The 21,527-nt window shown below is 61.8% G+C and carries 24 protein-coding genes; 14 read left to right on the top strand and 10 right to left on the bottom strand.

Annotation, left to right across the window (positions count from 1 at the left end):
• Positions 1-14: 14 nt before the first annotated feature.
• Positions 15-506, bottom strand: a complete 492-nt coding sequence (locus IP85_RS01365; protein WP_054147860.1) for a hypothetical protein — start codon at positions 504-506, stop codon at positions 15-17.
• Between the two features lie 112 nt (positions 507-618).
• Here IP85_RS01365 and IP85_RS01370 point away from each other — a divergent pair, with 112 nt between their 5' ends.
• From IP85_RS01370 to IP85_RS01400, 7 genes are read left to right on the top strand one after another with little or no spacing between them, the layout of a single operon-like run.
• Complete coding sequence (locus tag IP85_RS01370; protein WP_054147861.1) at positions 619-1,005, top strand: RidA family protein; 387 nt, start codon at positions 619-621, stop codon at positions 1,003-1,005.
• A gap of 16 nt (positions 1,006-1,021) precedes the next feature.
• Positions 1,022-1,888 (top strand): MurR/RpiR family transcriptional regulator, encoded by an 867-nt coding sequence (locus tag IP85_RS01375; RefSeq protein ID WP_054147862.1) that lies wholly within the window; start codon positions 1,022-1,024, stop codon positions 1,886-1,888.
• 31 nt (positions 1,889-1,919) lie between these two features.
• Positions 1,920-2,696, top strand: a complete 777-nt coding sequence (locus IP85_RS01380) for an SDR family oxidoreductase (RefSeq protein WP_054147863.1) — start codon at positions 1,920-1,922, stop codon at positions 2,694-2,696.
• Between the two features lie 25 nt (positions 2,697-2,721).
• On the top strand, positions 2,722-4,653 hold the full coding sequence (locus tag IP85_RS01385) for a family 20 glycosylhydrolase (RefSeq protein ID WP_054147864.1): 1,932 nt from the start codon (positions 2,722-2,724) through the stop codon (positions 4,651-4,653).
• 13 nt (positions 4,654-4,666) lie between these two features.
• Positions 4,667-6,106 carry a M81 family metallopeptidase gene (locus tag IP85_RS01390; RefSeq protein WP_054147865.1) on the top strand — a complete coding sequence of 480 codons (1,440 nt, stop codon included), beginning with the start codon at positions 4,667-4,669 and terminating at the stop codon, positions 6,104-6,106.
• Positions 6,107-6,165: 59 nt separating this feature from the next.
• Positions 6,166-7,377: an MFS transporter gene (locus tag IP85_RS01395; protein ID WP_054147866.1), complete on the top strand. Its 1,212-nt coding sequence runs from the start codon at positions 6,166-6,168 to the stop codon at positions 7,375-7,377.
• A 9-nt stretch (positions 7,378-7,386) separates the two neighbouring features.
• On the top strand, positions 7,387-8,133 hold the full coding sequence (locus IP85_RS01400) for a copper homeostasis protein CutC (RefSeq protein WP_054147867.1): 747 nt from the start codon (positions 7,387-7,389) through the stop codon (positions 8,131-8,133).
• A gap of 8 nt (positions 8,134-8,141) precedes the next feature.
• Here the strand turns inward: IP85_RS01400 and IP85_RS01405 are convergent, their stop codons facing one another.
• A complete protein-coding gene (locus tag IP85_RS01405) occupies positions 8,142-10,154 on the bottom strand; it encodes an EAL domain-containing protein (protein WP_054147868.1) in 2,013 nt (670 codons plus the stop codon).
• A 176-nt stretch (positions 10,155-10,330) separates the two neighbouring features.
• On the opposite strand from IP85_RS01405, the gene IP85_RS01410 reads away from it, so the two are divergent.
• Positions 10,331-10,927, top strand: a complete 597-nt coding sequence (locus IP85_RS01410; RefSeq protein WP_348625543.1) for a DUF922 domain-containing protein — start codon at positions 10,331-10,333, stop codon at positions 10,925-10,927.
• A gap of 39 nt (positions 10,928-10,966) precedes the next feature.
• Here IP85_RS01410 and pcaF read toward each other — a convergent pair whose 3' ends face one another.
• From pcaF to IP85_RS01425, 3 genes are read right to left on the bottom strand one after another with little or no spacing between them, the layout of a single operon-like run.
• Complete coding sequence (gene pcaF, locus IP85_RS01415) at positions 10,967-12,172, bottom strand: 3-oxoadipyl-CoA thiolase (protein ID WP_054147869.1); 1,206 nt, start codon at positions 12,170-12,172, stop codon at positions 10,967-10,969.
• Positions 12,173-12,182: 10 nt separating this feature from the next.
• A complete protein-coding gene (locus tag IP85_RS01420) occupies positions 12,183-12,884 on the bottom strand; it encodes a 3-oxoacid CoA-transferase subunit B (protein ID WP_054147870.1) in 702 nt (233 codons plus the stop codon).
• On the bottom strand, positions 12,881-13,588 hold the full coding sequence (locus tag IP85_RS01425; RefSeq protein WP_054147871.1) for a 3-oxoacid CoA-transferase subunit A: 708 nt from the start codon (positions 13,586-13,588) through the stop codon (positions 12,881-12,883). The genes IP85_RS01420 and IP85_RS01425 overlap by 4 nt, the downstream gene beginning before the upstream one ends.
• 142 nt (positions 13,589-13,730) lie before the next feature.
• Between IP85_RS01425 and IP85_RS01430 the strand changes: the two genes are divergently transcribed.
• Positions 13,731-14,486 carry an IclR family transcriptional regulator gene (locus tag IP85_RS01430; protein ID WP_054148006.1) on the top strand — a complete coding sequence of 252 codons (756 nt, stop codon included), beginning with the start codon at positions 13,731-13,733 and terminating at the stop codon, positions 14,484-14,486.
• Positions 14,487-14,489: 3 nt separating this feature from the next.
• Here the strand turns inward: IP85_RS01430 and pcaQ are convergent, their stop codons facing one another.
• Positions 14,490-15,413 (bottom strand): pca operon transcription factor PcaQ, encoded by a 924-nt coding sequence (gene pcaQ / locus IP85_RS01435; RefSeq protein ID WP_054147872.1) that lies wholly within the window; start codon positions 15,411-15,413, stop codon positions 14,490-14,492.
• A 96-nt stretch (positions 15,414-15,509) separates the two neighbouring features.
• On the opposite strand from pcaQ, the gene pcaD reads away from it, so the two are divergent.
• Genes pcaD through IP85_RS01460 form a run of 5 tightly spaced genes read left to right on the top strand, consistent with a single transcriptional unit; the run spans position 15,510 to position 19,156 of the window.
• Complete coding sequence (pcaD, locus tag IP85_RS01440) at positions 15,510-16,319, top strand: 3-oxoadipate enol-lactonase (protein WP_054148007.1); 810 nt, start codon at positions 15,510-15,512, stop codon at positions 16,317-16,319.
• Positions 16,312-16,731, top strand: a complete 420-nt coding sequence (pcaC, locus tag IP85_RS01445) for a 4-carboxymuconolactone decarboxylase (RefSeq protein WP_054147873.1) — start codon at positions 16,312-16,314, stop codon at positions 16,729-16,731. The genes pcaD and pcaC overlap by 8 nt, the downstream gene beginning before the upstream one ends.
• Positions 16,724-17,473 carry a protocatechuate 3,4-dioxygenase subunit beta gene (pcaH, locus tag IP85_RS01450; protein ID WP_054147874.1) on the top strand — a complete coding sequence of 250 codons (750 nt, stop codon included), beginning with the start codon at positions 16,724-16,726 and terminating at the stop codon, positions 17,471-17,473. The genes pcaC and pcaH overlap by 8 nt, the downstream gene beginning before the upstream one ends.
• Positions 17,473-18,087, top strand: a complete 615-nt coding sequence (gene pcaG / locus IP85_RS01455; protein WP_054147875.1) for a protocatechuate 3,4-dioxygenase subunit alpha — start codon at positions 17,473-17,475, stop codon at positions 18,085-18,087. Before pcaH ends, pcaG begins: the two co-directional genes overlap by 1 nt.
• 19 nt (positions 18,088-18,106) lie before the next feature.
• Entirely contained in the window at positions 18,107-19,156 is a 1,050-nt protein-coding gene (locus IP85_RS01460; RefSeq protein WP_054147876.1) for a 3-carboxy-cis,cis-muconate cycloisomerase, read from the top strand.
• Here the strand turns inward: IP85_RS01460 and IP85_RS01465 are convergent, their stop codons facing one another.
• From IP85_RS01465 to IP85_RS01480, 4 genes are all read right to left on the bottom strand, one after another.
• The gene (locus tag IP85_RS01465) at positions 19,157-19,351 is read right to left on the bottom strand and encodes a zf-HC2 domain-containing protein (protein ID WP_054147877.1); all 195 of its coding nucleotides are present in this window, start codon (positions 19,349-19,351) and stop codon (positions 19,157-19,159) included.
• Positions 19,348-19,971, bottom strand: a complete 624-nt coding sequence (locus IP85_RS01470) for a sigma-70 family RNA polymerase sigma factor (protein WP_171901594.1) — start codon at positions 19,969-19,971, stop codon at positions 19,348-19,350. Before IP85_RS01470 ends, IP85_RS01465 begins: the two co-directional genes overlap by 4 nt.
• Before the next feature lie 117 nt (positions 19,972-20,088).
• Entirely contained in the window at positions 20,089-20,520 is a 432-nt protein-coding gene (locus IP85_RS01475) for a DUF3429 domain-containing protein (protein WP_054147878.1), read from the bottom strand.
• Between the two features lie 3 nt (positions 20,521-20,523).
• Positions 20,524-21,513: an FAD-dependent oxidoreductase gene (locus IP85_RS01480; RefSeq protein WP_054147879.1), complete on the bottom strand. Its 990-nt coding sequence runs from the start codon at positions 21,511-21,513 to the stop codon at positions 20,524-20,526.
• Between the last annotated feature and the right edge of the window lie 14 nt (positions 21,514-21,527).

The raw sequence follows: 21,527 nt of genomic DNA on the forward strand, positions 1-21,527 counted from the left end.
GGTTTGAGGGCGGTTCAGCGCTTGCCCATCGGATTGGGCAGATAACCGGTAAAGCCGGAGATTTTCCAGCGGCCTTGATGCAGGCGGCAATAATAGAGCGTCTGCCAGCGCATGACGTCGAGTGTGCCATCCGTCTTCTTGATGCCGCCGTCGAACTTCTTGCGTACGAGCGCCGTCTCGCCTGAAATCTCGATCTCTTCCAGCGTCGTCGTGGTGAAGATCGCGGTGCGCGGGTCCTCGCCATAGGTCTGGGCAGCGAAGTCCTTGGCCTGCTTCAGCCACTCGTCGCGATAGGCGGGAAGATTGGGGAAGGCCAGCGTCCACTTGTCCGGATCTTCTTCGCGATTGCCGCTGATGCCGATGAAGCCGTCTTCGACAAAGTCCTGGGCAACCATGCTCCAGTCAGCGGCGAGAAAGGCATCGATATCGCGGGGGACAAGCATCTCCCAGATCGAGTGGCGGGTTTCGTCCGTTGCCGGAAACGGATTGTGGAATGGGTCGCGCATTTCTTCCCCGTTTTTAAATTCTTTTCATGAATGTCGATTTTGTCTGGTCAAAATCCGTTTTTTGTGGTCGCTTGTCAACGATCGAAGAAAATAATTTGCACGAGGGGTGTCCATGACGATCAAGCGTTACGGGGCCGAGAAGGCAGGTGCGGGTGGCCAGCGGCTGCCGTTCGCCCGCGCCGTCGAGGCCGATGGCTGGCTCTATGTCTCCGGCCAGGTGGCTATGGAAGATGGTGAGATCATCCCGGGCGGCATCATCGAGCAGACCCACAAGACGATCGCCAATGTCATCGCCATTCTTGAAGAGGCAGGTTACGGCCTCGAGCATGTCGTGCGCTGTGGTGTGTGGCTCGATGACCCCCGCGACTTCTGGACCTTCAACAAGATCTACCAGCAGTATTTCGGCGAGCACCCGCCGGCGCGGGCCTGTGTTCAGGCCTCGATGATGGTTGATTGCAAGGTTGAGATCGACTGCGTAGCCTTCAAGCCTTCGAAGTAACAGAGAGGGCAAGGCATTGGATATCTTCGCGCGCATTCAGGAAGAGGCAGGGCAGTTTTCGGCCTCCGAGCAACGCATCGCGGATATCCTGCTCAATTCCTTCGACTTTGCGGTCAATGCCTCGATCATCGAACTTGCCGAGAAGGCAGAGGTCTCACCGCCCACGGTGACGCGCTTCTGCCGACGTCTCGGCTGCCAGAACTTCGCCGATTTCAAGGTGAGCCTGGCGCGCACGGCCTATGTCGGGGTGCGCTATCTCAACCCGGAGGCCCAGAGCACTGAGCCGGCCGACGTGGCGAGTGATGTCATCACCAAGGCGCAGAACGCCATGTTCATGGTGCATCGGGCGCTCGATCCTGTCATCCTCGACAAGGTGGCGGACCGGCTGGCGCGGGCAGAGATGGTCTATGCCTTCGGCTCCGGGGGCAATTCCTCGATGATCTCGGGCGAGATCCAGAACCGGCTGTTTCGTCTGGGATCGCGGGTGACGGCTTCTGCCGACCACAACATGCAACTGATGCTGACGGCTGCTGCACGCTCCAACGATGTGCTGATCGGCTCATCGTTTTCGGGGCGCAATGCCGAGCTGGTGAAATGCTTCAAGCTTGCCCGCGAGAACGGCATCACCACGATCGCGCTCACCCAGAGCAACAGCCTGGTGGCCGAAGCGTCCGAACTCGTCATCGGTATCGACCTGCCGGAGGGTGAAAACATCTTCCGGCCGACCTCGACGCGCTTTGCCTATCTCGCGGTCGTCGACGTGATCGCGAGCCTGGTTGCCTATCGCAATCGCAAGCAGTCGCAAGTGACGCTGCGCCATATCAAGCAACAGCTGGTCGAACACCGCGATGGCGGGGACGACCGGCAACTTCTCGGAGACTGAGCCATGTCCGCATCGATGTCGGAGATCCGCCGTGACGCATAAGGTTGCCGTCGTAACGGGTGCTGCCGGAGATATTGGTCGGGCGATCGCCAAGCGTCTGGCCGACAGCCATGACGTCGTCGTGCTGCTCGATCTGGATTCGGCTGCATTGGACAAGGCAATCGTTGAGCTCGGAAGCGATCCGCGCTTCGTTCCGCTCACCTGCGATGTGACGGACGAGACGGATCTCGCCGAGACCGCTGCTCGCGTGGCCGGCCATGGCCTCGTCCATACGCTGGTCAACAATGCCGGTGCGGCGCGGGCCGTCAGCCTCGGCGATACCGATGGCGAGATCTGGCGCAAGGACAATGCGCTTAATCTCGAAGCGCCCTTCTTGTGCTTCCGCGCTTTTGAGGAGGCGCTGAAGGTGTCCAAAGGCGCTCTCGTCAACATTTCCTCGGTCAATGGGATGGCTGTCTTCGGTCACCCTGCCTATAGCGCGGCCAAGGCCGGGCTTATTCATCTGACCAGACTGATTGCCGTCGAATACGGCAAATACGGTATTCGCGCGAATGCGGTGGCACCCGGCACTGTGCGCACCCAGGCCTGGGAGGCGCGCGCTGCGGCCAATCCTCAAGTCTTCGAAGAGGCCAAGCGCTGGTATGCGCTGCGCCGGATCGCGACTGCGGAAGACATTGCCAATGCGGTGTTTTTCCTCTCGAGCGATCACGCGGCGGCCATCACGGGCGTGTGCCTGCCCGTCGATTGCGGGCTGACGGCCGGTCAGGCCGAACTCGCGCGAACCTTCTCGCAATCCGACAATTATTGATATCGTAAAGCCCGGAGCATTCCCCATGGCAACAGAAGTCCAGTTCCGCCTCGAAAACGCGTGGCATCCGGTGGAGGGCGACGCTTGCGGCGCCTTCGTCTTCACGCTGGTCAATCTCTCCGATGTCGCGCTTGCCGATTTCAAGCTCGCCTATACGTCGCTGACCCGCGTCAAGGACACCGAAGAGCCGATCCTCGAGAATGCCGTGTTCCTGAAGCGCAATGCCAATTTCCACCAGTTCGCGCCGCCGGCCGGCTTCGTACTGCAGCCGGGTGCCTCCTGGACGTTCCGGGTCGGTGGCCTCTGGCGCCCAGCCAAGCATCGGACGGATGGGGCGAAGTCCGCCTACATCACGCTCTCGACCGGCCAGCATGCGGCCGTTGCGGTCGCGGATTTGATGCTCGGCGGAGGCAACAGTGCCCCGCCGCCGGCCTTGTTGCCTGAGGGGAAGGTTTCCCAGCCCTTTGCCATGCTGCCCTGGCCGGCATCGGCCGAGCTGGTGGCCGGCGAAGGCTTCCCCGTCGCGCTTTATCCGACGGAAGGCGCCTCGCTGGTTGAACTGCGCACTGTCGAAAACGTGCTGCGTCTCTTCTGCCGCCTCTTCGCGGTCGGCCATGCGCCGCTGTCGCTGGCACCTGTGCATCAGGGGCGGGCGATCGTCCTCAAGTCCGACGAAGCGCTTGGCGCCTCCGCCTATCGGCTGGACTTTGCCGCTGATGGTATCACGCTCGCCTATGGCGATGTCGCTGGCCTGCAATATGCGCTGACCCTGCTCTCGCAGACGCTGCACGGTGCGCGCACGCAGCCGGAGACGTTCCGTTTCCCGATTTCCGGCACCATCACGGACAAGCCGCGCTACGACTGGCGTGGTTGCCATCTCGATGTCTCCCGCCAGTTCTTCCCCGTTGCCGACGTCAAACGTTTGATCGACATCCTCGCCTGGTTCCGGATGAATACCTTCCATTGGCATTTGTCCGACGACGAAGCCTGGCGCCTGGAAATCAAGGCCTTCCCGCAGCTCACGACCCTTGGCGTGTTGCGCGGCCCGGACGAACCGCTACTGCCGCAACTCGGCAATGGAGCCGAGCCGGTTGGCGGCTTTTACGCCCAGGACGAGGTGCGCGACATCGTTGCCCATGCCGCCGCCCTTCAGGTCGAGGTGGTGCCGGAGATCGATGTCCCCGGCCACAGCACCGCGATGCTGGTGGCCCTGCCTGAACTCGTCGACGGCCAGGAAGCGCCTGACAGCTATCGCTCGGTCCAGGGCTATCCGAACAATGCGCTGAACCCGGCGATCGAATACACCTACGAGGTGCTGGGCAAGGTCTTCGACGAAATGGTCGAGCTCTTCCCGTCGAAGCTTATCCATATCGGTGGTGATGAAGTGGCGGCCAATACCTGGATGGCTTCGCCACTTGCCCGTAAGCTGATGCAGCAGGAAGGCATCGAAGGCACCTTTGGGCTGCAGAGCTATTTCATGAAGCGGATCCAGAAGATGCTGGCCGAGCGCGGCCGCAAGCTCGCTGGCTGGGACGAGGTCAGCCATGGCGGCGGCGTCGATCCCGAGGGCACGTTGCTGATGGCCTGGCAGAAGCCGGAGGTCGGGCTGGAACTCGCCAAGGCAGGCTACGATGTCGTCATGACGCCGGGCCAAGCCTATTACCTTGATATGGTGCAGGACGAGGCCTTTCAGGAGCCGGGTGCAAGCTGGGCCGGCACCGTGCCGCCGCACCACACTTATACCTATGAGGCGGTCGCCGAGTTTCCCGCCGAACTTGCGGCCCGTATGCGCGGCGTGCAGGCCTGCATCTGGTGCGAACATTTCCTGACCCGCGACTACTTCAACCACCTCGTCTTCCCGCGTCTTCCGGCCATCGCCGAGGCCGCCTGGACGGCGAAGGAGAACAAGGACTGGCTGCGGTTTGCCGCCATCGTTCGTCTGAGCCCCCGTTACTGAGGATCTGAGGCCTATGAGTTTCCGCGTCGCCGTTGGCGGTATCCATACCGAATGCTCGACCTCGTCTCCCGTGCTGATGCAGCCCGAGGATTTTCGGGTGCTGCGCGGGGCGGAGCTGCTGGCGCATGAGTATTTCGACTTCCTCGATGCCGATGATATCGAGCATCTGCCGCTGCTGCATGCCCGTGCGGTTCCCGGTGGGCCCCTGGCGCGCGCTACCTATGAAGGTTTCAAGGCAGAGTTCCTTGAGCGGCTGAAGGCTGCACTGCCGATCGACGGGCTCTATCTCGCCATGCATGGCGCCATGAATGTCGAAGGCATTGATGATGCTGAGGGCGACTGGATTTCGGCAGCCCGTGCTGTTGTCGGATCGGATGTGCCGGTGGCGGCGAGCTACGACCTGCATGGCAATGTCACTCAGAAGATCGTCGATCAGCTCGATATCTTTGCCGGTTATCGGACGGCGCCGCATATCGATGTGCGGGAGACCATGGTCCGGGCCTGGTCGATGCTGGTTCGGGCGCTCAGGACCGGGGAGAAGCCGGGCGTCGCCTGGGCGCCGGTGCCGGTACTTCTGCCCGGTGAACGGACGTCAACCGAGGACGAGCCGGCAAAAAGCCTTTATCTGAAGCTTCCGGAACACGACGCCGTTCCCGGTGTCTGGGATGCCAATTTAATGGTGGGCTATGTCTGGGCTGACGAGCCGCGCGGCACGGCCTGCGCCGTCGTCACGGCCGTCGACAAGGCTGCGGCGGAAAAGGTTACGGCTGCCATTGCCCAATCCTACTGGGATGCACGCGAAGACTTCCGCTTCGGCCCGGTCACGGGACCGCTTGAGGACATGCTCGACATTGCCGAACGCACCGAGACACGGCCGATCATCCTCGCCGATTCCGGTGATAACCCGACCGGTGGCGGTGTCGGTGACCGGGCGGATGTGCTTGAGGCGCTTCTGGCGCGGTCGATCGATGATGTCCTGATTGCCGGCATTACCGATCGCCCCGCTGTCGAACGCTGCTTTGCAGCGGGTGCCGGCGCGCGGGTATCGCTCAAGGTCGGTGGTTCGCTTGATCCGTCAAGCCCCTCCGTCGAGGTGGAGGCGGATGTCGTCTTCCTCGACGATCCCGGCTCGGCGGGCGAGAGGCAGGCTGTCGTCAAGATCGGCGCCATCACGCTGGTGCTCGCAGCGCGGCGTCGGCCCTATCACAACATCGCGGATTTCACCCGGCTCGGTCTCGACCCGACCAAGGTGCGGCTGCTCGTCGTCAAGTCCGGCTATCTCTCGCCCGAGCTTGCGCCGATCGCCAATCCCAACCTGATGGCGCTGACGGACGGCGTGATCAACCAGGATATCGAGAACCTGCCCAGCCATCGTCGCCACCAGCCCAGCTATCCCTTCGTCAAGGATTTCAGCTATACGGCAAAGGTGTTCTTCTCGACGCGATTCCCTTGAGACATTGATGTCGGTGCCGCCCTTCCGGCGGCACGATCCCCAACCCGATTGTACCCTTGATGTTGTCCTCCTTTTCGGTGGTCTATCGCCACAAGCCGATCCGGGTCAGTGCGGCCGCGATCTTCTTCTTCGGCTTCTCTGGCGCTGCGACGTCACCCTACATGTCGCTGATCGGCATCCGTGAACTCGGACTGTCGGACGCCGTCTATTCGGTGCTGATCTTCCTGGCGGCGGTGGTGAATGTCAGCGCCAGCGTGACTGCCGGCATCGTGGCGGACCGGCTCGGACACTTCCGCTCGCCGATGATCCTGGCCGCCATCTTCGGCATTATCGGTTTTGGACTCGTTTATGTGGTGCCGACGCCGGTGATGTTTGCGATCGCGACGCTGGTGCTGATCCCGGTCTTCGGCACGATCAATTCGCTGATCTTCGCCAATATCCGCGCGGTTTCCTCCAGTATGGCAGTGCGCGAGTTGATGGCGGTGAACTCTGCTGTTCGTGCCATCCTATCCGCCTCCTGGGTGCTGGTGCCCGGGATCGTCGGTGCTCTTTTGATCGGACAGCCGAGCATGCTGCTGGCCTTCCTGCTGGCGAGCCTCGCCTGTGTCGTCTGCCTCCTGCTCTTTGTCTTCGGCCTGGATCGGCTGCCGCCGGTGCAGGAGGGGGAGCGGCAGCACTACTCCTTCTTTCGCTCCATCCGGCAGATCGGCTCGGCAAGCGTGTTGCCACGGCTTCTGGCGATTTCGCTGATCTCGGCGATGCTGCATGCCAATGGCACAGTCCTCCCCTTGATCGTCACCGGCAAGGCCGGCGGAACACCGGCGGATGTTGGCGTCATTGTCGGTATCGTCGCCTTCCTTGAGATCATCTTCATCCTCTTCTGGGGATGGGTCGAAGCCCGAACCTCCATCCTCTTCGCCATGGTGACGGCTGCGCTGATCTATTGCAGCTATCTCGTGTTCCTCGGTCTCGCCGACCGCCCGATGGACGTCTATCTTCTCACGATCGTTGCAGGCCTTGGAGCGGCCGGCATCATCGCGATCCCGATCACGTATCTGCAGAACCTGATCGCTGACCGGGCCGGTCTCGGCAGCTCGCTGATTGCGGTCAACATTTTCCTCAGCGGTGGAATGGCCTCGCTGATGTTTGCGCTGGGCACCAGCATAAGCGACTATGCGGGTACGGCGATCATCGCGTCGATTGCGGGCTTCGTGGGTGTCGGGCTCTTGTGGGTGCTCGACAGGACGCCTCGCGTAAAGATGGAAGGTTGAGGGAGGAGCATGGTGATATCTCGGCAGGAAGCCCCCGGACCGCTGCTCGAAATCTGCGTCGATGACGTTGCGGGTCTCGAGGCTGCCATTGTCGGTGGGGCAGACCGTATTGAGCTTTGCTCTGCGCTCGGCTCGGGCGGCCTGACACCGTCTCGTGGGTTCATGGCCATCGCTGCAAATGCACCGATCCCCGTCCATGCGCTGATCCGTCCGCGTGCCGGGCATTTCACCTATTCGAAGGATGAGATCGCCGTGATGGAGGCGGATATCCTGGCTGCGCGGGAGGCGGGGCTTGCCGGTGTGGTGATCGGCGCGACCACGATGGATGCCGCGCTGGATATCGACGCGATCCGTCGGTTGATCAAGGTCGCTGAATGCCTTGATCTGACCCTGCATCGGGCGATCGATGTGGTCGCCGACATGGAGGCCGCACTCGATCTTGCCATCGAACTCGGTTTTTCCCGCGTTCTCACCTCAGGCGGCGCGCGTCATGCGGAGGAGGGGCTGGCGGTGATCAAGCGCCTCGCCCGCCACGGCGCAGGTTGCATCTCGATCATGCCCGGTGGTGGCGTTCGGCCGGAAAATGCCGCCATTTTTCTCGCTGTCCCTGAAATCCGCGAACTGCATGCTTCGTGCAGCCAGGCTGACATGGGGCAGGATCGACTGGTCGAACTCGGTTTTGAGGATCAATCCGTCCGTCGCACGGATGCCGACACGGTTCGGAGGCTCAAGGTGTCGATGGGTATGCGCCCTTAGTGACGTCTTCAGGAAGCGAGGGCCTGGGCGTCCTGCAGGGCGAGCCGCTTCAACGTCTCCTCCGCTGTCATAGGTTTCCCAAAATAATACCCCTGGACCGCTCGGACACCGAGGTTTTCGAGGATGCGCAGTTCCTCTTCGGTTTCGACGCCCTCTACGATCGCTTCCAGCTCCATCTCGTAGCACAGCGCCAGCACCGACTTGACGATGTTGAAGCTTGTGCGGCGGGTGTGAATGTTGCGCACGAAGCTGCCGTCGATCTTGATCTTGGTGAGCGGCAGCTTGTGCACGTGGTTCAAGCTCGAATAACCGGTGCCGAAGTCATCCAGCGAGATGCCGGCGCCGAGCTCACGCAGCATCTGGATCGACGCGCTTGCCTGCTCGAAGTCATGCATGACGGCGGTTTCAGTGATTTCGAAATTGATGCGGCGTGGGTCGAAGCCGCTCTTCAGGACAATCGAGACGATCTTCAACGTGTTCTCCGGTGACGTCAGATCGTGCGGAGAAAGGTTGAAGGAGAGATAGACGTTGTCGGGCCAGAGTGAGGCGGTCTTCAGCGCCCGCTTCAGCAGCATGCGTGTCATCAGCGTGATGCGGCCGTTGTGCTCCGCAACGGGAATGAATTCCGCAGGTGATACCTGACCGATCCGCGGGCTTTCCCAGCGGGCAAGAGCTTCGAAGCCTATGCAGACGCGCCGATCGACGCAGGTGATCGGCTGGTAAACGAGCGAAAGTTCCTTGTCTAGGTCAGCAGAAACAAGGGCTTCCTCGACGATCTTCTGACGATTCAGTTCATTTGCCTGGATGGCATTGAAGATGACCGTGCCGGCACGATGACGTCGTTTGGCGGTATAGAGGGCGTAATCGGCGAGTTCGTAGATTTCCTGGCCGGTCGCGCCGACGTCAGGATAGAGCGCAAAGCCGACCGAGCCGGTCACCTGGACCATGCCGCTGCCAATATTGATGCGTTCGGCAATCAGTTCGCAGACCTTTTCTCCGAGCGCGACTGCATCGCTTTCGGCCACGCCGCCCTGCAGAAGCAGACCGAATTCGTCGCCGCCGAGACGGTAGACCGATAGCCGCTCGTCCGTGATCGTCGACAGGCGGTTGCTGATCTCGATCAGCACCTTGTCACCGGCCGAGTGACCGTAGAGATCGTTGACGGGCTTGAAACCGTCGAGATCGATAACACCCACAGCCAGCCTGCCATTGCTGCTGCTGGCGCGGCTGAAGGCCGTTTCGAGCATATGGAAGAAGCTGCGGCGGTTGGCGAGCAGGGTCAGGCTGTCGAGATTGGCAAGGCGCAGGTTCTCGTCCGAAAGCGCCTGCATCGCCTTGTTCTGCTCCTGGAGGGCGTGCTGCTGCAGCATCAGGACATTGCGGGATTCATGCAGTTGGCGAAAGTCGCGGTAATGCGAGACGAGGATCATGATCATCGCCATCGTCACCAGAATGACATTCACGCCGGTCGCAATGAAGGTCGGCTCGCCCGACAGGAGCATGACCACGAAAAAGGGCAGGTTGACCGTGACCGTGACTATCAGGGCTGCCGACCTCAGATGCATCAGGCAGAAGATGCAGCCGATGACGGTGATTGCCATGAAGAAGGCGACATGGGCCTTCTGGTATGGGTCGCCATAGGGCAGAAGCGAGACCGACCAAGCGGTGCAGAACACCGCGATCGGAAAGGACAGGATGTTCGTGGCCTTCAACTGTCGATAGGCCTGTTCTGGCGTGCGCTCACGTGTGCGCCCGCGCAGCCAGATCAGCGAGCGCAGTGCAAAGAGGCTCGCCATCACCACCGGCAGATAGACGACGAGATAGTCGGGCGCCGCACCCTGATGCGTCCAGGCCAGCGAGACCATGTTGGTCGCGAGAATAAAATACAGAAGCGGGACCTGCTTCGAAAAGGCTTCGAACTGAGCAGCGGTCAGCGCTGGATTGCCGTTCGGAACCTTGAGTAGGTCGAGCCAGCGTCCTGCATGTTTCCGGATGCCCTGTGTTGTCCCCTTGTCGTTCACGCTTGCAGCTTCTCCCCGTCGCTTCAAGTCGAATAACCTATATGAGATTCCGTTAAAATTACGGAAATTGCTGATTATCAAATTCCGGCGATGCGGCGCGCTTCAGGCCAGATGCTCGTTGCAGTTCCCATGTGCCGCAGATATCAGGATTGCTGATCCAGGGAGCTTTTTTGATCGTGACAGCAAGACTTCATGCGTTTGTTGGCCTTTTCGTGGTTCTCAGTGCAGCGATGCCGGCCGCCGCTCAGGAGTGGCAGGCGACGGAAAAGGTCGATCACTATAACGTCAATGGTGCATCGCCGATGGCGCTCTACCAGTCGATCGGCGAGCGTGGCCCGAAACTGAGCCTTGGTCGCGTAATTGCCCATACGACCTTCAAGCTCACCTGGCAGCGGGATTATCAGCAGCAGGGGCAGGCTTGCGTTCTGGCGTCTGCCAAGCCGAAGCTGATCATTACCTATACGCTGCCGAAGCCCGCTCAGAAGCTTTCTCCCGACGTGGCGGCAAAGTGGCAGGCCTTTTACGACGGCATCGTCGAGCACGAGAAACTGCATGGGCAGTTCATGAAGGACCTCACGCAAGCGATCCAGGATGTGTCCATCGGCCTGCGCAACGAGAACGATCCGGGCTGCAAGAAGGTCCGCGCGGCGCTGCAGGCCCAGCTGAAGCCGATATCGGATGCGCATGTGGCGCGCCATAGCGAATACGACCAGGTCGAGATGTCACCGGGAGGTGCTGTGCATCAGCTGATCCTGGCCTTCCTCAACCCTTGAAATGAAAAGGCGCCCACATGGGGCGCCTTCAATTCTCTATCAGACCCGTTCCAGGGCGATCGCGATGCCCTGGCCGACGCCGATGCACATGGTGGAGAGCGCATAGCGCCCGCCTGATACCTTCAGTTCCAGGGCTGCCGTTCCGGCGATGCGGGCGCCCGACATGCCGAGTGGATGGCCAAGCGCAATCGCGCCGCCATTGCGGTTGACGCGCGGGTCGTCGTCGGCGATGCCGAGATCGCGAAGCGTCGCAATGCCTTGGCTGGCAAAGGCCTCGTTCAGTTCGATCACGTCGATCTGCTGTTGAGTGAGACCCAGTCGGGTGAGGAGCTTTTTCGAGGCAGGGGCCGGGCCGAAGCCCATGATGCGCGGCGGGACGCCTGCTGTCGCTCCACCCAGGATGCGGGCGATGGGGTTGAGGCCGTATTTCTTCACGGCGGCTTCCGAGGCGATGATCAGGGCGGCGGCCCCGTCATTGACGCCCGACGCATTGCCGGCGGTGACGGTGGCACCTTCCATCTTGTTGACCGGCTTCAGCTTGGCGAGCGCCTCGACCGAGGTCGCGCGCGGATGTTCGTCACGGTCGACGATCACGGGATCGCCCTTGCGCTGCGGCACGGTGACGGCCACGATTTCCTTCGCCAGTCGGCCATTGGCTTGCGCTTCCGCCGCCTTGGCCTGGCTGCGAACGGCGAAGGCATCCTGGTCTTCGCGCCAGACCTTGAAGTCGATCGCCACGTTGTCGCCGGTCTCAGGCATGGAATCGACGCCGTATTGCTTCTTCATCAGTGGATTGACGAAGCGCCAGCCGATGGTGGTGTCGTAAATCTCGGCATTGCGGGAGAAGGCGGTTTCCGCCTTGGGCATGACGAAGGGCGCGCGGCTCATGCTTTCGACGCCGCCTGCAATCATCAGCTCGGCTTCCCCAGCCTTGATTGCACGCGCGGCGGTGATGACGGCATCCATGCCGGAGCCGCAGAGGCGGTTGATCGTGGTGCCGGTCACTGAGACGGGCAGGCCCGCGAGCAGGGCCGACATGCGGGCGACATTGCGGTTGTCTTCGCCGGCCTGGTTGGCGCAGCCGTAGATCACATCTTCCACGGCTTCCCAGTCGATGCCGGCATGGCGCTCCATCAGCGCCTTCAGCGGTACGGCGCCGAGATCATCAGCGCGGACGGAGGAGAGCGAACCGCCGAAACGGCCGATGGGCGTGCGGATATAGTCGCAGATAAAGGCTTCGGTCATCGGTTTTTCCTCACAGGGCCGGCACGACGAGGTCGGCGACCGGACCGTCGGTATGCAGCTTGCCGCCGGTCATGGCCTGCAGCTCGTCCATGGTCATTGCAGCCAGCTTTTCGCGCACGACGAAGCGGCCGTCGACGATGTCGATCACCGCATGGCTCGTATAGACGCGAGTGATGCAGCCGACGCCGGTCAGCGGGAAGGTGCAGCGCTCGACGAGCTTCGGCTTGCCATCTTTGGTCACGTGTTCGGTGATGACGACGACTTGTTTTGCGCCATGCACAAGATCCATTGCGCCGCCAACGGCAGGGACGCCCTTGGAGCCGACGCGCCAGTTGGCGAGGTCGCCATTTTCGGCAATCTGATAGGCCCCGAGAATTGCGACGTCGAGATGGCCGCCGCGGACCATGGCGAAGCTGTCTGCATGGTGGAAGAAGGCAGAACCCGGCTTCAGCGTGACCGCCTTCTTGCCGGCATTGATCAGGTCCCAGTCTTCCTCGCCCGCGGCTGGCGCTTCGCCGAAGTTCAGCACGCCGTTTTCCGTGTGGAAAATAGCTTCGCGTCCTTGAGGCTGGAACTTGGCCACCATTTCCGGGAAGCCGATGCCGAGGTTCACATAGGCGCCGTCTTCGATGTCCTGGGCCGCGCGCCAGGCGATCTGGGCGTTGGAGAGCTTGATGTCCTCGCGGGTGTCGATTGCAGCTGTCTCGGTCATGCGTATACCACTCCGGCCCGGATGAGCGCTTCTTCCTGTTGCGGGTTGGCGACTTCAACGACGCCATCGACAAAGATGCCGGGGGTGATCACCTGTTCCGGATCGATCTCGCCGGGCTTCACGATCTTCGAGACCTGGGCGATGGTCTTGGCGGCGGCCATGCACATCAGGGGATTGAAGTTGCGGCCGGCCATCCGGTAGGTCAGGTTGCCATGCGTGTCGCCGAGATGCGCCTTGACGATGGCGAAGTCGGCCTTCAACCAGCGCTCCTGCACGTATTTGCGGCCATCGAACTCGGCAATCACCTTGCCTTCGGCCAGTTCCGTGCCGAAGCTCGTGGGCGTGTAGAAGGCCGGGATGCCGGCACCGCCCGCGCGGATACGCTCGGCCAGAGTGCCCTGCGGCACCAGTTCCAGCTCGATCTGACCGGCGAGGTAACGGTCGGTAAAGGCGCGTGGATCGGAGGAGCGCGGGAAGGAGCAGATCATCTTCTTCACGAGACCCGCATCGATCATCGCGGCAATGCCGATGCGACCGTTGCCGGCATTGTTGTTGATGACCGTCAGGTTCTTCGGCCCCTTGTCGATCAGCGCGTGAATGAGCTCGATCGGTGCGCCGGAGCCGCCGAAGCCTCCGATCATGACGGTTGCGCCATCGCCGATCTCGGCCACGGCATCCGCCAGGCTAGCAATTCTCTTGTCCATGGGAACTCCCGTTTCCTCGAGCGCGGTCTGGCCGCTTTCTCCTGTCACCAAATATGATCGTGAAAACCTCGACAGCAAGCATTTTGTGCGATATTTGATATTTGTTCGATAATCGCACGAATATGGGTGGTGGGCTATGACGATCGGTGAGCGCGATCTGATGGGTGGTTTTGCCAAAGGCTTGAAGGTGCTGGAAGCTTTCGGGCCGGAGCGCCAGCGGCTCAGCATCACCGAGGCAGCCGAAACCAGCGGCCTCGACAGGGCGACGGCACGGCGTTGCCTGCTGACGCTCTCGGAGCTCGGCTATGCTGACTATGACGGCAAGTTCTTCTCGCTGACGCCGAAGATTCTCCGGATCGGTCATGCCTGGCTCTCCGCCACGCCGCTGCCGGTTCTGCTGCAGCCGCATCTCGACCAGTTGTCGGATCGTGTCGGGCATAGCGCCTCGGCCTCCATTCTCGACAATACCGAGATCGTCTACATCGCCCGCGCTGCACAGAAGCGGGTCATGTCGATCAACCTGATGCCGGGGTCGCGGCTGCCGGCCTATAGCGCTTCGATGGGGCGGGTGCTGCTGGCCGCGCTTTCGGATGCCGAGGTCGATGCCATCCTCGCCGCTTCGCAGATCAAGGCGCATACGCCCCGGACGTTGACCGATCCTCGTTTGCTGAAAGAGGAAATCGCCAAGGTGCGGCAGCAGGGATATGCAGTGATCGACCAGGAATTGGAGATCGGTCTCTGTTCGATTGCCGTTCCTGTCAGCAACGACCGGGGCCGTGTGGTGGCTGCCATCAATGTCGGCGCGCCGGCTGCAATTCTGCCCGCCGCCGATCTGGCCGCCCATTGCCTGGAGGCGATGCTGGAGATGCAGGCAAGGCTCAAGCCGCTGCTGCCCTGAGCGTCAGGCTTTTGCCGCTTCCGTTGCTGCCTCGCGGATCGTGCGCATCAGAAGCGCCAGCGGCATGGAGGGCACGGCATCTGCCCGAACCGTCAGACCGACCGGCCCCTTCGTTTCGCTGGTGTCGATCGGCAGGGCCGCCAGTGTGCCGTCGGCGAGGTCCGTTGCCACGACGCCAGCGGAGATGATCCAGACGGCATCCGTCTGGCGCACGAAGGCGCGGCCGAAGCTGTCGGACACCGTTTCGATCTGCGTGGGTATGCCGGAGATGCCGTTTGCGATCAGGAAGCGCTCGACGAAGGGGCGGATGATCGACGCCCGGGTCGGCATCAGCACGGGATAACGCTCAAGCTCGCCGAACAGGTCGGAGCCGGCCAAGAGGAGCGGATGACCAGCGCGGACGCAGAAGATCACCTGCTCGGAATAAAGATGCTCGAAGGAGAAGCCGGTCATCTGCTCCGGTGCCGCGAGACGGCCGACGACGAGGTCGAGATCGCCGACCCGCAACTGTTCGAGCAAAACGGCGTTTTCGCCGGTGACGATCTTGATGCGGGCGGGCACGTCCTCCTTGAGGAACAAGGTCATGGCCTGCGGCATGATGCGGGTGGAGACCGTCGGCAGGGCTCCGATCCGGATCGGCGGGGCGTCGGCATGCAGGGCATGGGAGACGGAATCGAAACCCTGGCGGAGCGCGGTGAGTGCTGCACCTGCGTGCTTCAGGAAGGCTTCGCCATAGCGGGTGATGCGGATGCCGCGTCCGTCCTTTTCGAACACCGCGACGCCCAGCACTTCCTCAAGTTCCCGGATGGTCTTGGTCACCGCAGGCTGGCTGACATGCAGGAGTTCCGCCGCCTTCATCACGCTCTTCTGGCGCGAAACCTCCACGAAGGTCTGCAGATGGCGAAACTTGATCCGGTTATCGATCATGGCAAAACATAACCCTATGGTTAGGTGTTTCGTGGAGAACATCATTTTACCTAACCAAATCGCGTGAGCAATATGGTGTCAACGGAGGAGGAACCCGTGCAGTTCGTTCAGGTCAACGGCGTCAGCCTGCATCACCAGATCATTGGTGGGCCGGGCAACAAGCCGGTCATCGTCTTCATCAATTCGCTCGGAACCGATTTCCGCATCTGGCGCGACGTGATCGTACGGCTTGCCGGCAGCTATCCGCTGCTGACCTATGACAAGCGCGGGCATGGGCTTTCGGATGTCGGGCAGGCCCCGTACTCGATCGAAGACCATGTCGATGACCTGATCGGTTTGCTGGAGCATCTGAAGGTCAGCAATGCCGTCATCTGCGGGCTTTCCGTGGGCGGTCTGATTGCGCAAGGCCTCTATGCCCGCCGGCCTGATCTGGTGAGGGCGCTTATCCTCTGCGACACGGCCCACAAGATAGGGACGGCGGAGATGTGGGCTGCCCGCATCGCAGCCATCGAGGAGGATGGTCTTGAGGGCATCGTGGATGGTGTTATGGAGCGCTGGTTTACGCCGGCCTTCCGCAGCAGTGACCCGGCCTTCCCTGGCTATCGCAACATGATGCTCCGCCAGCCGGTCGACGGCTACATGGGCACATGTGCTGCGATCCGCGATGCCGATTATACCGAAGTTGTCGGTCAGATCGCTGTCCCGACGCTCTGCGTCGTCGGCGACCAGGATGGGGCGACACTACCCGATCTCGTGCTGTCGCTTGCCAAGCTCGTCCCCGGCGCGCGCTATGAAATCATCAATGACGCCGGACACATCCCCTGTGTCGAGCAACCGGAAATGCTCACCACCATCATCGAGGCCTTTCTCGCGCCCGTTATTTCAGGAGAGGCAGCCCATGGCTGATGCCCGCAGTCCTTCAGATCGCTATCGGCAGGGTATGGCGACCCGCCGCCGTGTGCTGGGTGATGCCCATGTCGATCGCGCCTCGGCGTCGGCCACGCCGTTTGATCAGCCGTTCCAGGAGATGATCACGGAGGGGGCCTGGGGCACCGTCTGGTCGCGGCCCGGTATCAGCCCGCGCGAACGCTCGATGATCACCATCGCACTGCTCGCAGCCCTCGGCCACGACGAAGAAGTCGCCATGCATGTGCGCGCCACCGCCAATACCGGGGCGAGCCGTGAGGATATCACGGAAGCGCTGATGCATGTCGCGGTCTATGCCGGCGTTCCCGCCGCCAACAGGGCTTTCAAGATCGCCAAGCACGTGTTTGATAAGCTGGATGCCGGCGAGACCGGGGGAGGGAGCCATGACTGACCTTTCGAACAAGAAGCCGGAAACGGGCGCCTTCTTTGCGCGCGACCGCAACCTGCATCCGCCGGCCTATACCCCGACCTACAAGACCTCCGTCCTGCGCTCGCCGCAAAAGGCGCTGCTGTCGCTTGATGGCACCAAGTCCGAGATAACGGGCCCCGTCTTTGGCCACTCCATTCTGGGTGAGCTCGACAACGACCTGATCCACAACTTCGCCAAATCAGGCGAGAGCGCGATCGGCGAGCGCATCATCGTGCATGGGCGTGTGCTTGATGAACGCGGACGTCCTGTCCCCGGCGCGCTTATCGAGTTCTGGCAAGCCAATGCCGGTGGACGTTATCGCCACAAGAAGGAAAGCTATCTCGCACCGCTCGATCCGAATTTCGGCGGCTGCGGGCGCACCATCACCGACGAGAACGGCTACTATGCCTTCCGCACCATCAAGCCCGGTCCTTACCCCTGGCCGAACGGGGTCAACGACTGGCGGCCGGCGCATATCCATTTCTCGATCTTCGGCCATGGCTTCTCGCAGCGCCTGATTACCCAGATGTATTTCGAGGGCGATCCGATGATCTGGAAGTGTCCGATCGTGCTGACGATCCCGGATCGCGAGGCGATCGAGCAGTTGGTTGCTGCACTCGACTGGTCGGCGACGATCCCGATGGATGCACGTGCCTACAAGTTTGACATCGTCTTGCGCGGACGGCGTTCCACCCTGTTTGAAAACCGGATGGAGGGAAATTGATGGTCCAGGATCTCGGTTATCTCAAGGAAAGCGCCTCGCAGACGGCAGGCCCCTATGTGCATATCGGCCTCACGCCGAACTTCGCCGACATCAAGGGCGTCTATCCGGTCGATCTTGGTACAGCCATGGTCAACGACAAGACGCGCGGCGAGCGCATCACCGTGACCGGTCGTGTCATCGATGGCTCAGGCACGCCGCTCAAGGATGCGCTGATCGAAATCTGGCAGGCGGATGCCGACGGTCTTTATAACAGCCCGTCCGAGACGCGTGGCAGCGCCGATCCGAACTTCACCGGCTGGGGACGCTGCCCCTGCGATCTCACGACGGGTGAATACCGGTTCGAGACGATCAAGCCGGGCCGCCTGCCCTTCCGTGACGGACGCCTGATGGCGCCGCATATCTCCTTCTGGATCGTCGCGCGCGGCATCAATCTCGGCCTCAACACGCGCCTTTATTTCGGCGACGAAGAGGCGGCCAATGCCGAGGATCCGATCCTCGCGCGCATCGAGCACCGCGTGCGCGTGCCGACGCTGATTGCGCAGCGTGATGGTTCGACCTATCACTTCGACATCCACCTGCAGGGTGAGAAGGAGACGGTCTTCTTCGACATCTGAGAAGGGCCTCGATATCTGTATGACCGCATCCGCCTTCGACCATCCGATACTATCAGGCCTGTTGGGCGATGAGGAGATCGGCGCCCAGTTTACGGCTTCAGCCGAGCTTTCAGCCATGCTCGGTTTCGAGGTGGCACTTGCCGAGGCGGAGGCTGCGGAGGGTCTGATCCCTGCGGAGGCTTCACACGCAATCGCGGCTCTGCCGGAGGCGTTCCTCGCTGATCTTGATGCCCTGAAGCAGTCGATCGGCCGCGATGGCGTGGTCATTCCCGATCTCGTCCGGCAATGGCGGGCAGCCCTTGGTGAACACGGCAAACATCTGCATTTCGGCGCCACCAGCCAGGATGCCATCGATACCGGCCTGATGCTGCGGCTGACGACGGTACTTTCGATCCTTGATCAACGACTGGCAGCCGTGGCCGCAGCGCTCGATGCTCTGGATACGCGTTTCGGTGCCAAGCCGTTGATGGGGCGCACGCGCATGCAGGCTGCGATCCCGATCACGGTTTCGGACCGCCTGTCGAGCTGGAAATCGCCGGTCGTCGCCCAGAAGGCCGCTGTTCAGGATATGCTGAAATCGGGTTTGCCTCTGCAACTCGGCGGGGCTGCCGGCACGCTCGAAAAGCTCGGCGATAAAGCGGTTCCCGTGCGTGCCCGGCTTGCCGATCTGCTCTCGCTTGCCGACCGCCCGCAATGGCACAGCCAGCGCGGCATCATCGCCGAAATCGGCGGTCTTTTGTCTCAGATCAGCGGCAGCTTCGGCAAGATCGGCCAGGATCTGGCGCTGATGGCGGATAACGGCACGGCTGTGATCGGCGGCGGCGGAGCTTCTTCCGCCATGCCGCACAAGCGCAATCCGGTCAAAGCCGAAGTCCTCGTCACGCTTGCCCGGTTCAACGCCGTGCAGATCTCCGGACTGCATCAGGCGATGGTGCATGAGCAGGAGCGGTCGGGAGCTGCCTGGACACTTGAATGGATGATACTGCCACAGATGGCGATCACGACGGGCGCTGCGACACGACTCGCAACGGATGTCCTTCAGTCGATCGAAGACCTTGGCGATCGCTGATCAGCGTTCATCCGGATCAGAGGCGTCGGTCGCGACATAGCGGCGGGTCGCCTTGCGCATCATCCCGATCTGCCGGACAAAGCCCGAGCAGGCTTCACAGCCGAAGAGATGCAGCCGCAGCCGCAAGGTCTCGCCAATCGACAGGCGTCGATCGAGTTCATCCGAGGCGAGTTTCGTGGCATTTTCGCACATCATGACAGGCTCTCCTCCGGTGCAAACCAGTGCCCTTCGAGGCAATTGCGCAGACGCAGCCTGGCGCGATGCATCAGGACATGCATGTTGGTGGTGGTGATGCCGATCTCGGCACAGATTTCTGGTGTCTCCATCTCGACGAACTCGCGCATCATGAAGACGCGGCCCTGGTCGGGGGGCAAATGATCGAGGCAGGCCTCGAAGACTCGCCAGAAATCCTTGCCCAGCAATTCTACCTCCGGATTGCCCCAATCGCTCGGCCTGTTTTCCGGCACCCAGTGGCCCTTGACGTCGAAATAGCGGGGTTCGTCTTCATCGGGGAAATGCCCGAGCGGCATCGCGATCATCTGCGATTGCTTGCGCTTGAAGCGGATCTGGTCGGCGATCTTGTTGCGCAGGATGGCAAAGACCCAGGTGCGGAAGGCCGAGCGTCCGGCAAAGGCCTTGGCGTTGCGCAGCGCACCTGCCAGCGCCTCCTGTACCGCATCTTCGGCGAGGCCGGGATCGGCAAGCTGAAGGCTCGCAAATTTCAGCATGCGCTGGCGCAGTTCCGCCATGTAAACAGCATCGGCGAGAAATGGGGCCGCAGCACCGTATCCGCCGATCACTTCCTCATTACCCATATTCCCCATCATGATCCCCCGGACTTCGTCCGCGCTGCCAAGATCTCGAGCGCCACACCGCACGCTCCCATTTGTCGCGGCTTCCCGAGAGATCTTACAGCATGATACAAAAAAATCTCATGTCAGGATCATCACCACAGCATAGGCGGCAATCACCAGAAGCGTGACATTGCGCCGAAGCGCCAGATACCAATCGGGTTGGTCGCCTTTGCGGTGTATGGAAAGATCGCAGGCAAGGAGCGCGAGAAACACGGCCATATGCAGCGCCATCGTCAGAGCCGGGACATAGGCGTGGAGCAGTAGCGCGCCGATGGCTGCAAGGGCCGCGACATTGCTGATGACGAGCATCAACTGTGGTTTCTCTGCCTTTATCTGTGCCTGGCTCCAGAGCGTTCCGGCCATAAAGCAGGCGATACCCGTGCCGTAGGCGACAAAGGCATGAGCCGCGAGGGCCGGTTGGAAGCCCAGCACCTGGGCCAGCCCGAGCGCCCAGAAGGGGAGGGCGCCGGCATAGGTCAGAAGTTTGGTGAGCGCGGTGTCGCGGTACATCGGTCAGGCTCCTTGCAGACGGGCGATCAGCATTTCTGACAGGGCTCTTGCACTTTCGGCCGCCGCCTCGACGCGGTTGCCGAGGCACCAGTCGCCGCAGGCGCCGAGGCCAAGGTCATCATCGAAGAGGAAGGGTTCGCCGACTGCTTGTTCGACATTGGCGTAGCGCCAGCGGTGCAGGTCGATCCACGCCTCTGTCGACAGGTCTCGGCCGAGAAGCCGCTTGAGGGACTGGAGCATCTCGGCCTGTACCTCGCCGCGGTCGCGCTCGAGGTTGGCCTCGGCCCAATCGTTTCGGCTGTGGATGGTGAGCGCGGTCTTCTCGGATCGGCCCGGCTTGCTTGCCTCGACGGCAATCCAGCTGAGTACGGAATCTTCGATGCGCGCGGCGTCGAAGCCGAGGTCCAGCGGCACGTCGAGGCCGATCATCAGGGTGAAGCAGCCGCTCATCTCCACGGTCTTCAGGGCGGCATGGGCGGAAAAAGCCTCCGGCATCAGCCGGATGGTCTGGGGAGCGGGGGCGGTGGAGATGACAAGATCGAAACGGCCAAGATCTTTGTCCTCGTTGTCGGTCAGGACCCAGCCATCCCCGGAGGCAGCAAGGCGCGCAACGGTCGCTTCCTTGCGGATCTCAAGCTCCGCGGCCAATCCGTTGGCAAAACCGCTCATGGCGGGGAGGCCAATATAGCGCGGCTCGGGAGGGCGGCTGTCTGTCACAAGTCCGTCTGCTTTCAGCGTATGAACTGCCTGTGGCCACATGCCGGCATGACCCTGTGATACCGCCTGTTCCGCAGCCGCCTTGAAAGACGGCGAGCGGGCGGTAAAATACTGGGCGCCATGGTCGAAGGAAAACCCCTCGCGGCGGCGGTTTGCCATCCGGCCGCCAAGGCCCCGGCTCTTTTCAAACACGGTGATGTCGGCGTGAGCGGCGAGATTGCGGCCGAGCGTGATGCCGGCAATTCCGGCTCCGATTATGGCGATGGATGTCTTCACGCGGTCCCCTTCTC

The organism is Rhizobium sp. AAP116 (assembly GCF_001295785.1).
In the GTDB taxonomy this organism is placed as follows: Bacteria; Pseudomonadota; Alphaproteobacteria; order Rhizobiales; family Rhizobiaceae; genus Allorhizobium.

What these genes read in the sequence shown, in the direction of transcription:
- IP85_RS01365 (WP_054147860.1), bottom strand. Translation starts at nt 506, where the DNA reads ATGCGCGACCCATTCCACAATCCGTTTCCGGCAACGGACGAAACCCGC.
- IP85_RS01370 (WP_054147861.1), top strand. Translation starts at nt 619, where the DNA reads ATGACGATCAAGCGTTACGGGGCCGAGAAGGCAGGTGCGGGTGGCCAG.
- IP85_RS01385 (WP_054147864.1), top strand. Translation starts at nt 2,722, where the DNA reads ATGGCAACAGAAGTCCAGTTCCGCCTCGAAAACGCGTGGCATCCGGTG.
- IP85_RS01390 (WP_054147865.1), top strand. Translation starts at nt 4,667, where the DNA reads ATGAGTTTCCGCGTCGCCGTTGGCGGTATCCATACCGAATGCTCGACC.
- IP85_RS01395 (WP_054147866.1), top strand. Translation starts at nt 6,166, where the DNA reads ATGTTGTCCTCCTTTTCGGTGGTCTATCGCCACAAGCCGATCCGGGTC.
- IP85_RS01400 (WP_054147867.1), top strand. Translation starts at nt 7,387, where the DNA reads ATGGTGATATCTCGGCAGGAAGCCCCCGGACCGCTGCTCGAAATCTGC.
- pcaF (WP_054147869.1), bottom strand. Translation starts at nt 12,172, where the DNA reads ATGACCGAAGCCTTTATCTGCGACTATATCCGCACGCCCATCGGCCGT.
- IP85_RS01420 (WP_054147870.1), bottom strand. Translation starts at nt 12,884, where the DNA reads ATGACCGAGACAGCTGCAATCGACACCCGCGAGGACATCAAGCTCTCC.
- IP85_RS01425 (WP_054147871.1), bottom strand. Translation starts at nt 13,588, where the DNA reads ATGGACAAGAGAATTGCTAGCCTGGCGGATGCCGTGGCCGAGATCGGC.
- pcaQ (WP_054147872.1), bottom strand. Translation starts at nt 15,413, where the DNA reads ATGATCGATAACCGGATCAAGTTTCGCCATCTGCAGACCTTCGTGGAG.
- pcaC (WP_054147873.1), top strand. Translation starts at nt 16,312, where the DNA reads ATGGCTGATGCCCGCAGTCCTTCAGATCGCTATCGGCAGGGTATGGCG.
- pcaH (WP_054147874.1), top strand. Translation starts at nt 16,724, where the DNA reads ATGACTGACCTTTCGAACAAGAAGCCGGAAACGGGCGCCTTCTTTGCG.
- pcaG (WP_054147875.1), top strand. Translation starts at nt 17,473, where the DNA reads ATGGTCCAGGATCTCGGTTATCTCAAGGAAAGCGCCTCGCAGACGGCA.
- IP85_RS01460 (WP_054147876.1), top strand. Translation starts at nt 18,107, where the DNA reads ATGACCGCATCCGCCTTCGACCATCCGATACTATCAGGCCTGTTGGGC.
- IP85_RS01465 (WP_054147877.1), bottom strand. Translation starts at nt 19,351, where the DNA reads ATGATGTGCGAAAATGCCACGAAACTCGCCTCGGATGAACTCGATCGA.
- IP85_RS01470 (WP_171901594.1), bottom strand. Translation starts at nt 19,971, where the DNA reads ATGGGTAATGAGGAAGTGATCGGCGGATACGGTGCTGCGGCCCCATTT.
- IP85_RS01475 (WP_054147878.1), bottom strand. Translation starts at nt 20,520, where the DNA reads ATGTACCGCGACACCGCGCTCACCAAACTTCTGACCTATGCCGGCGCC.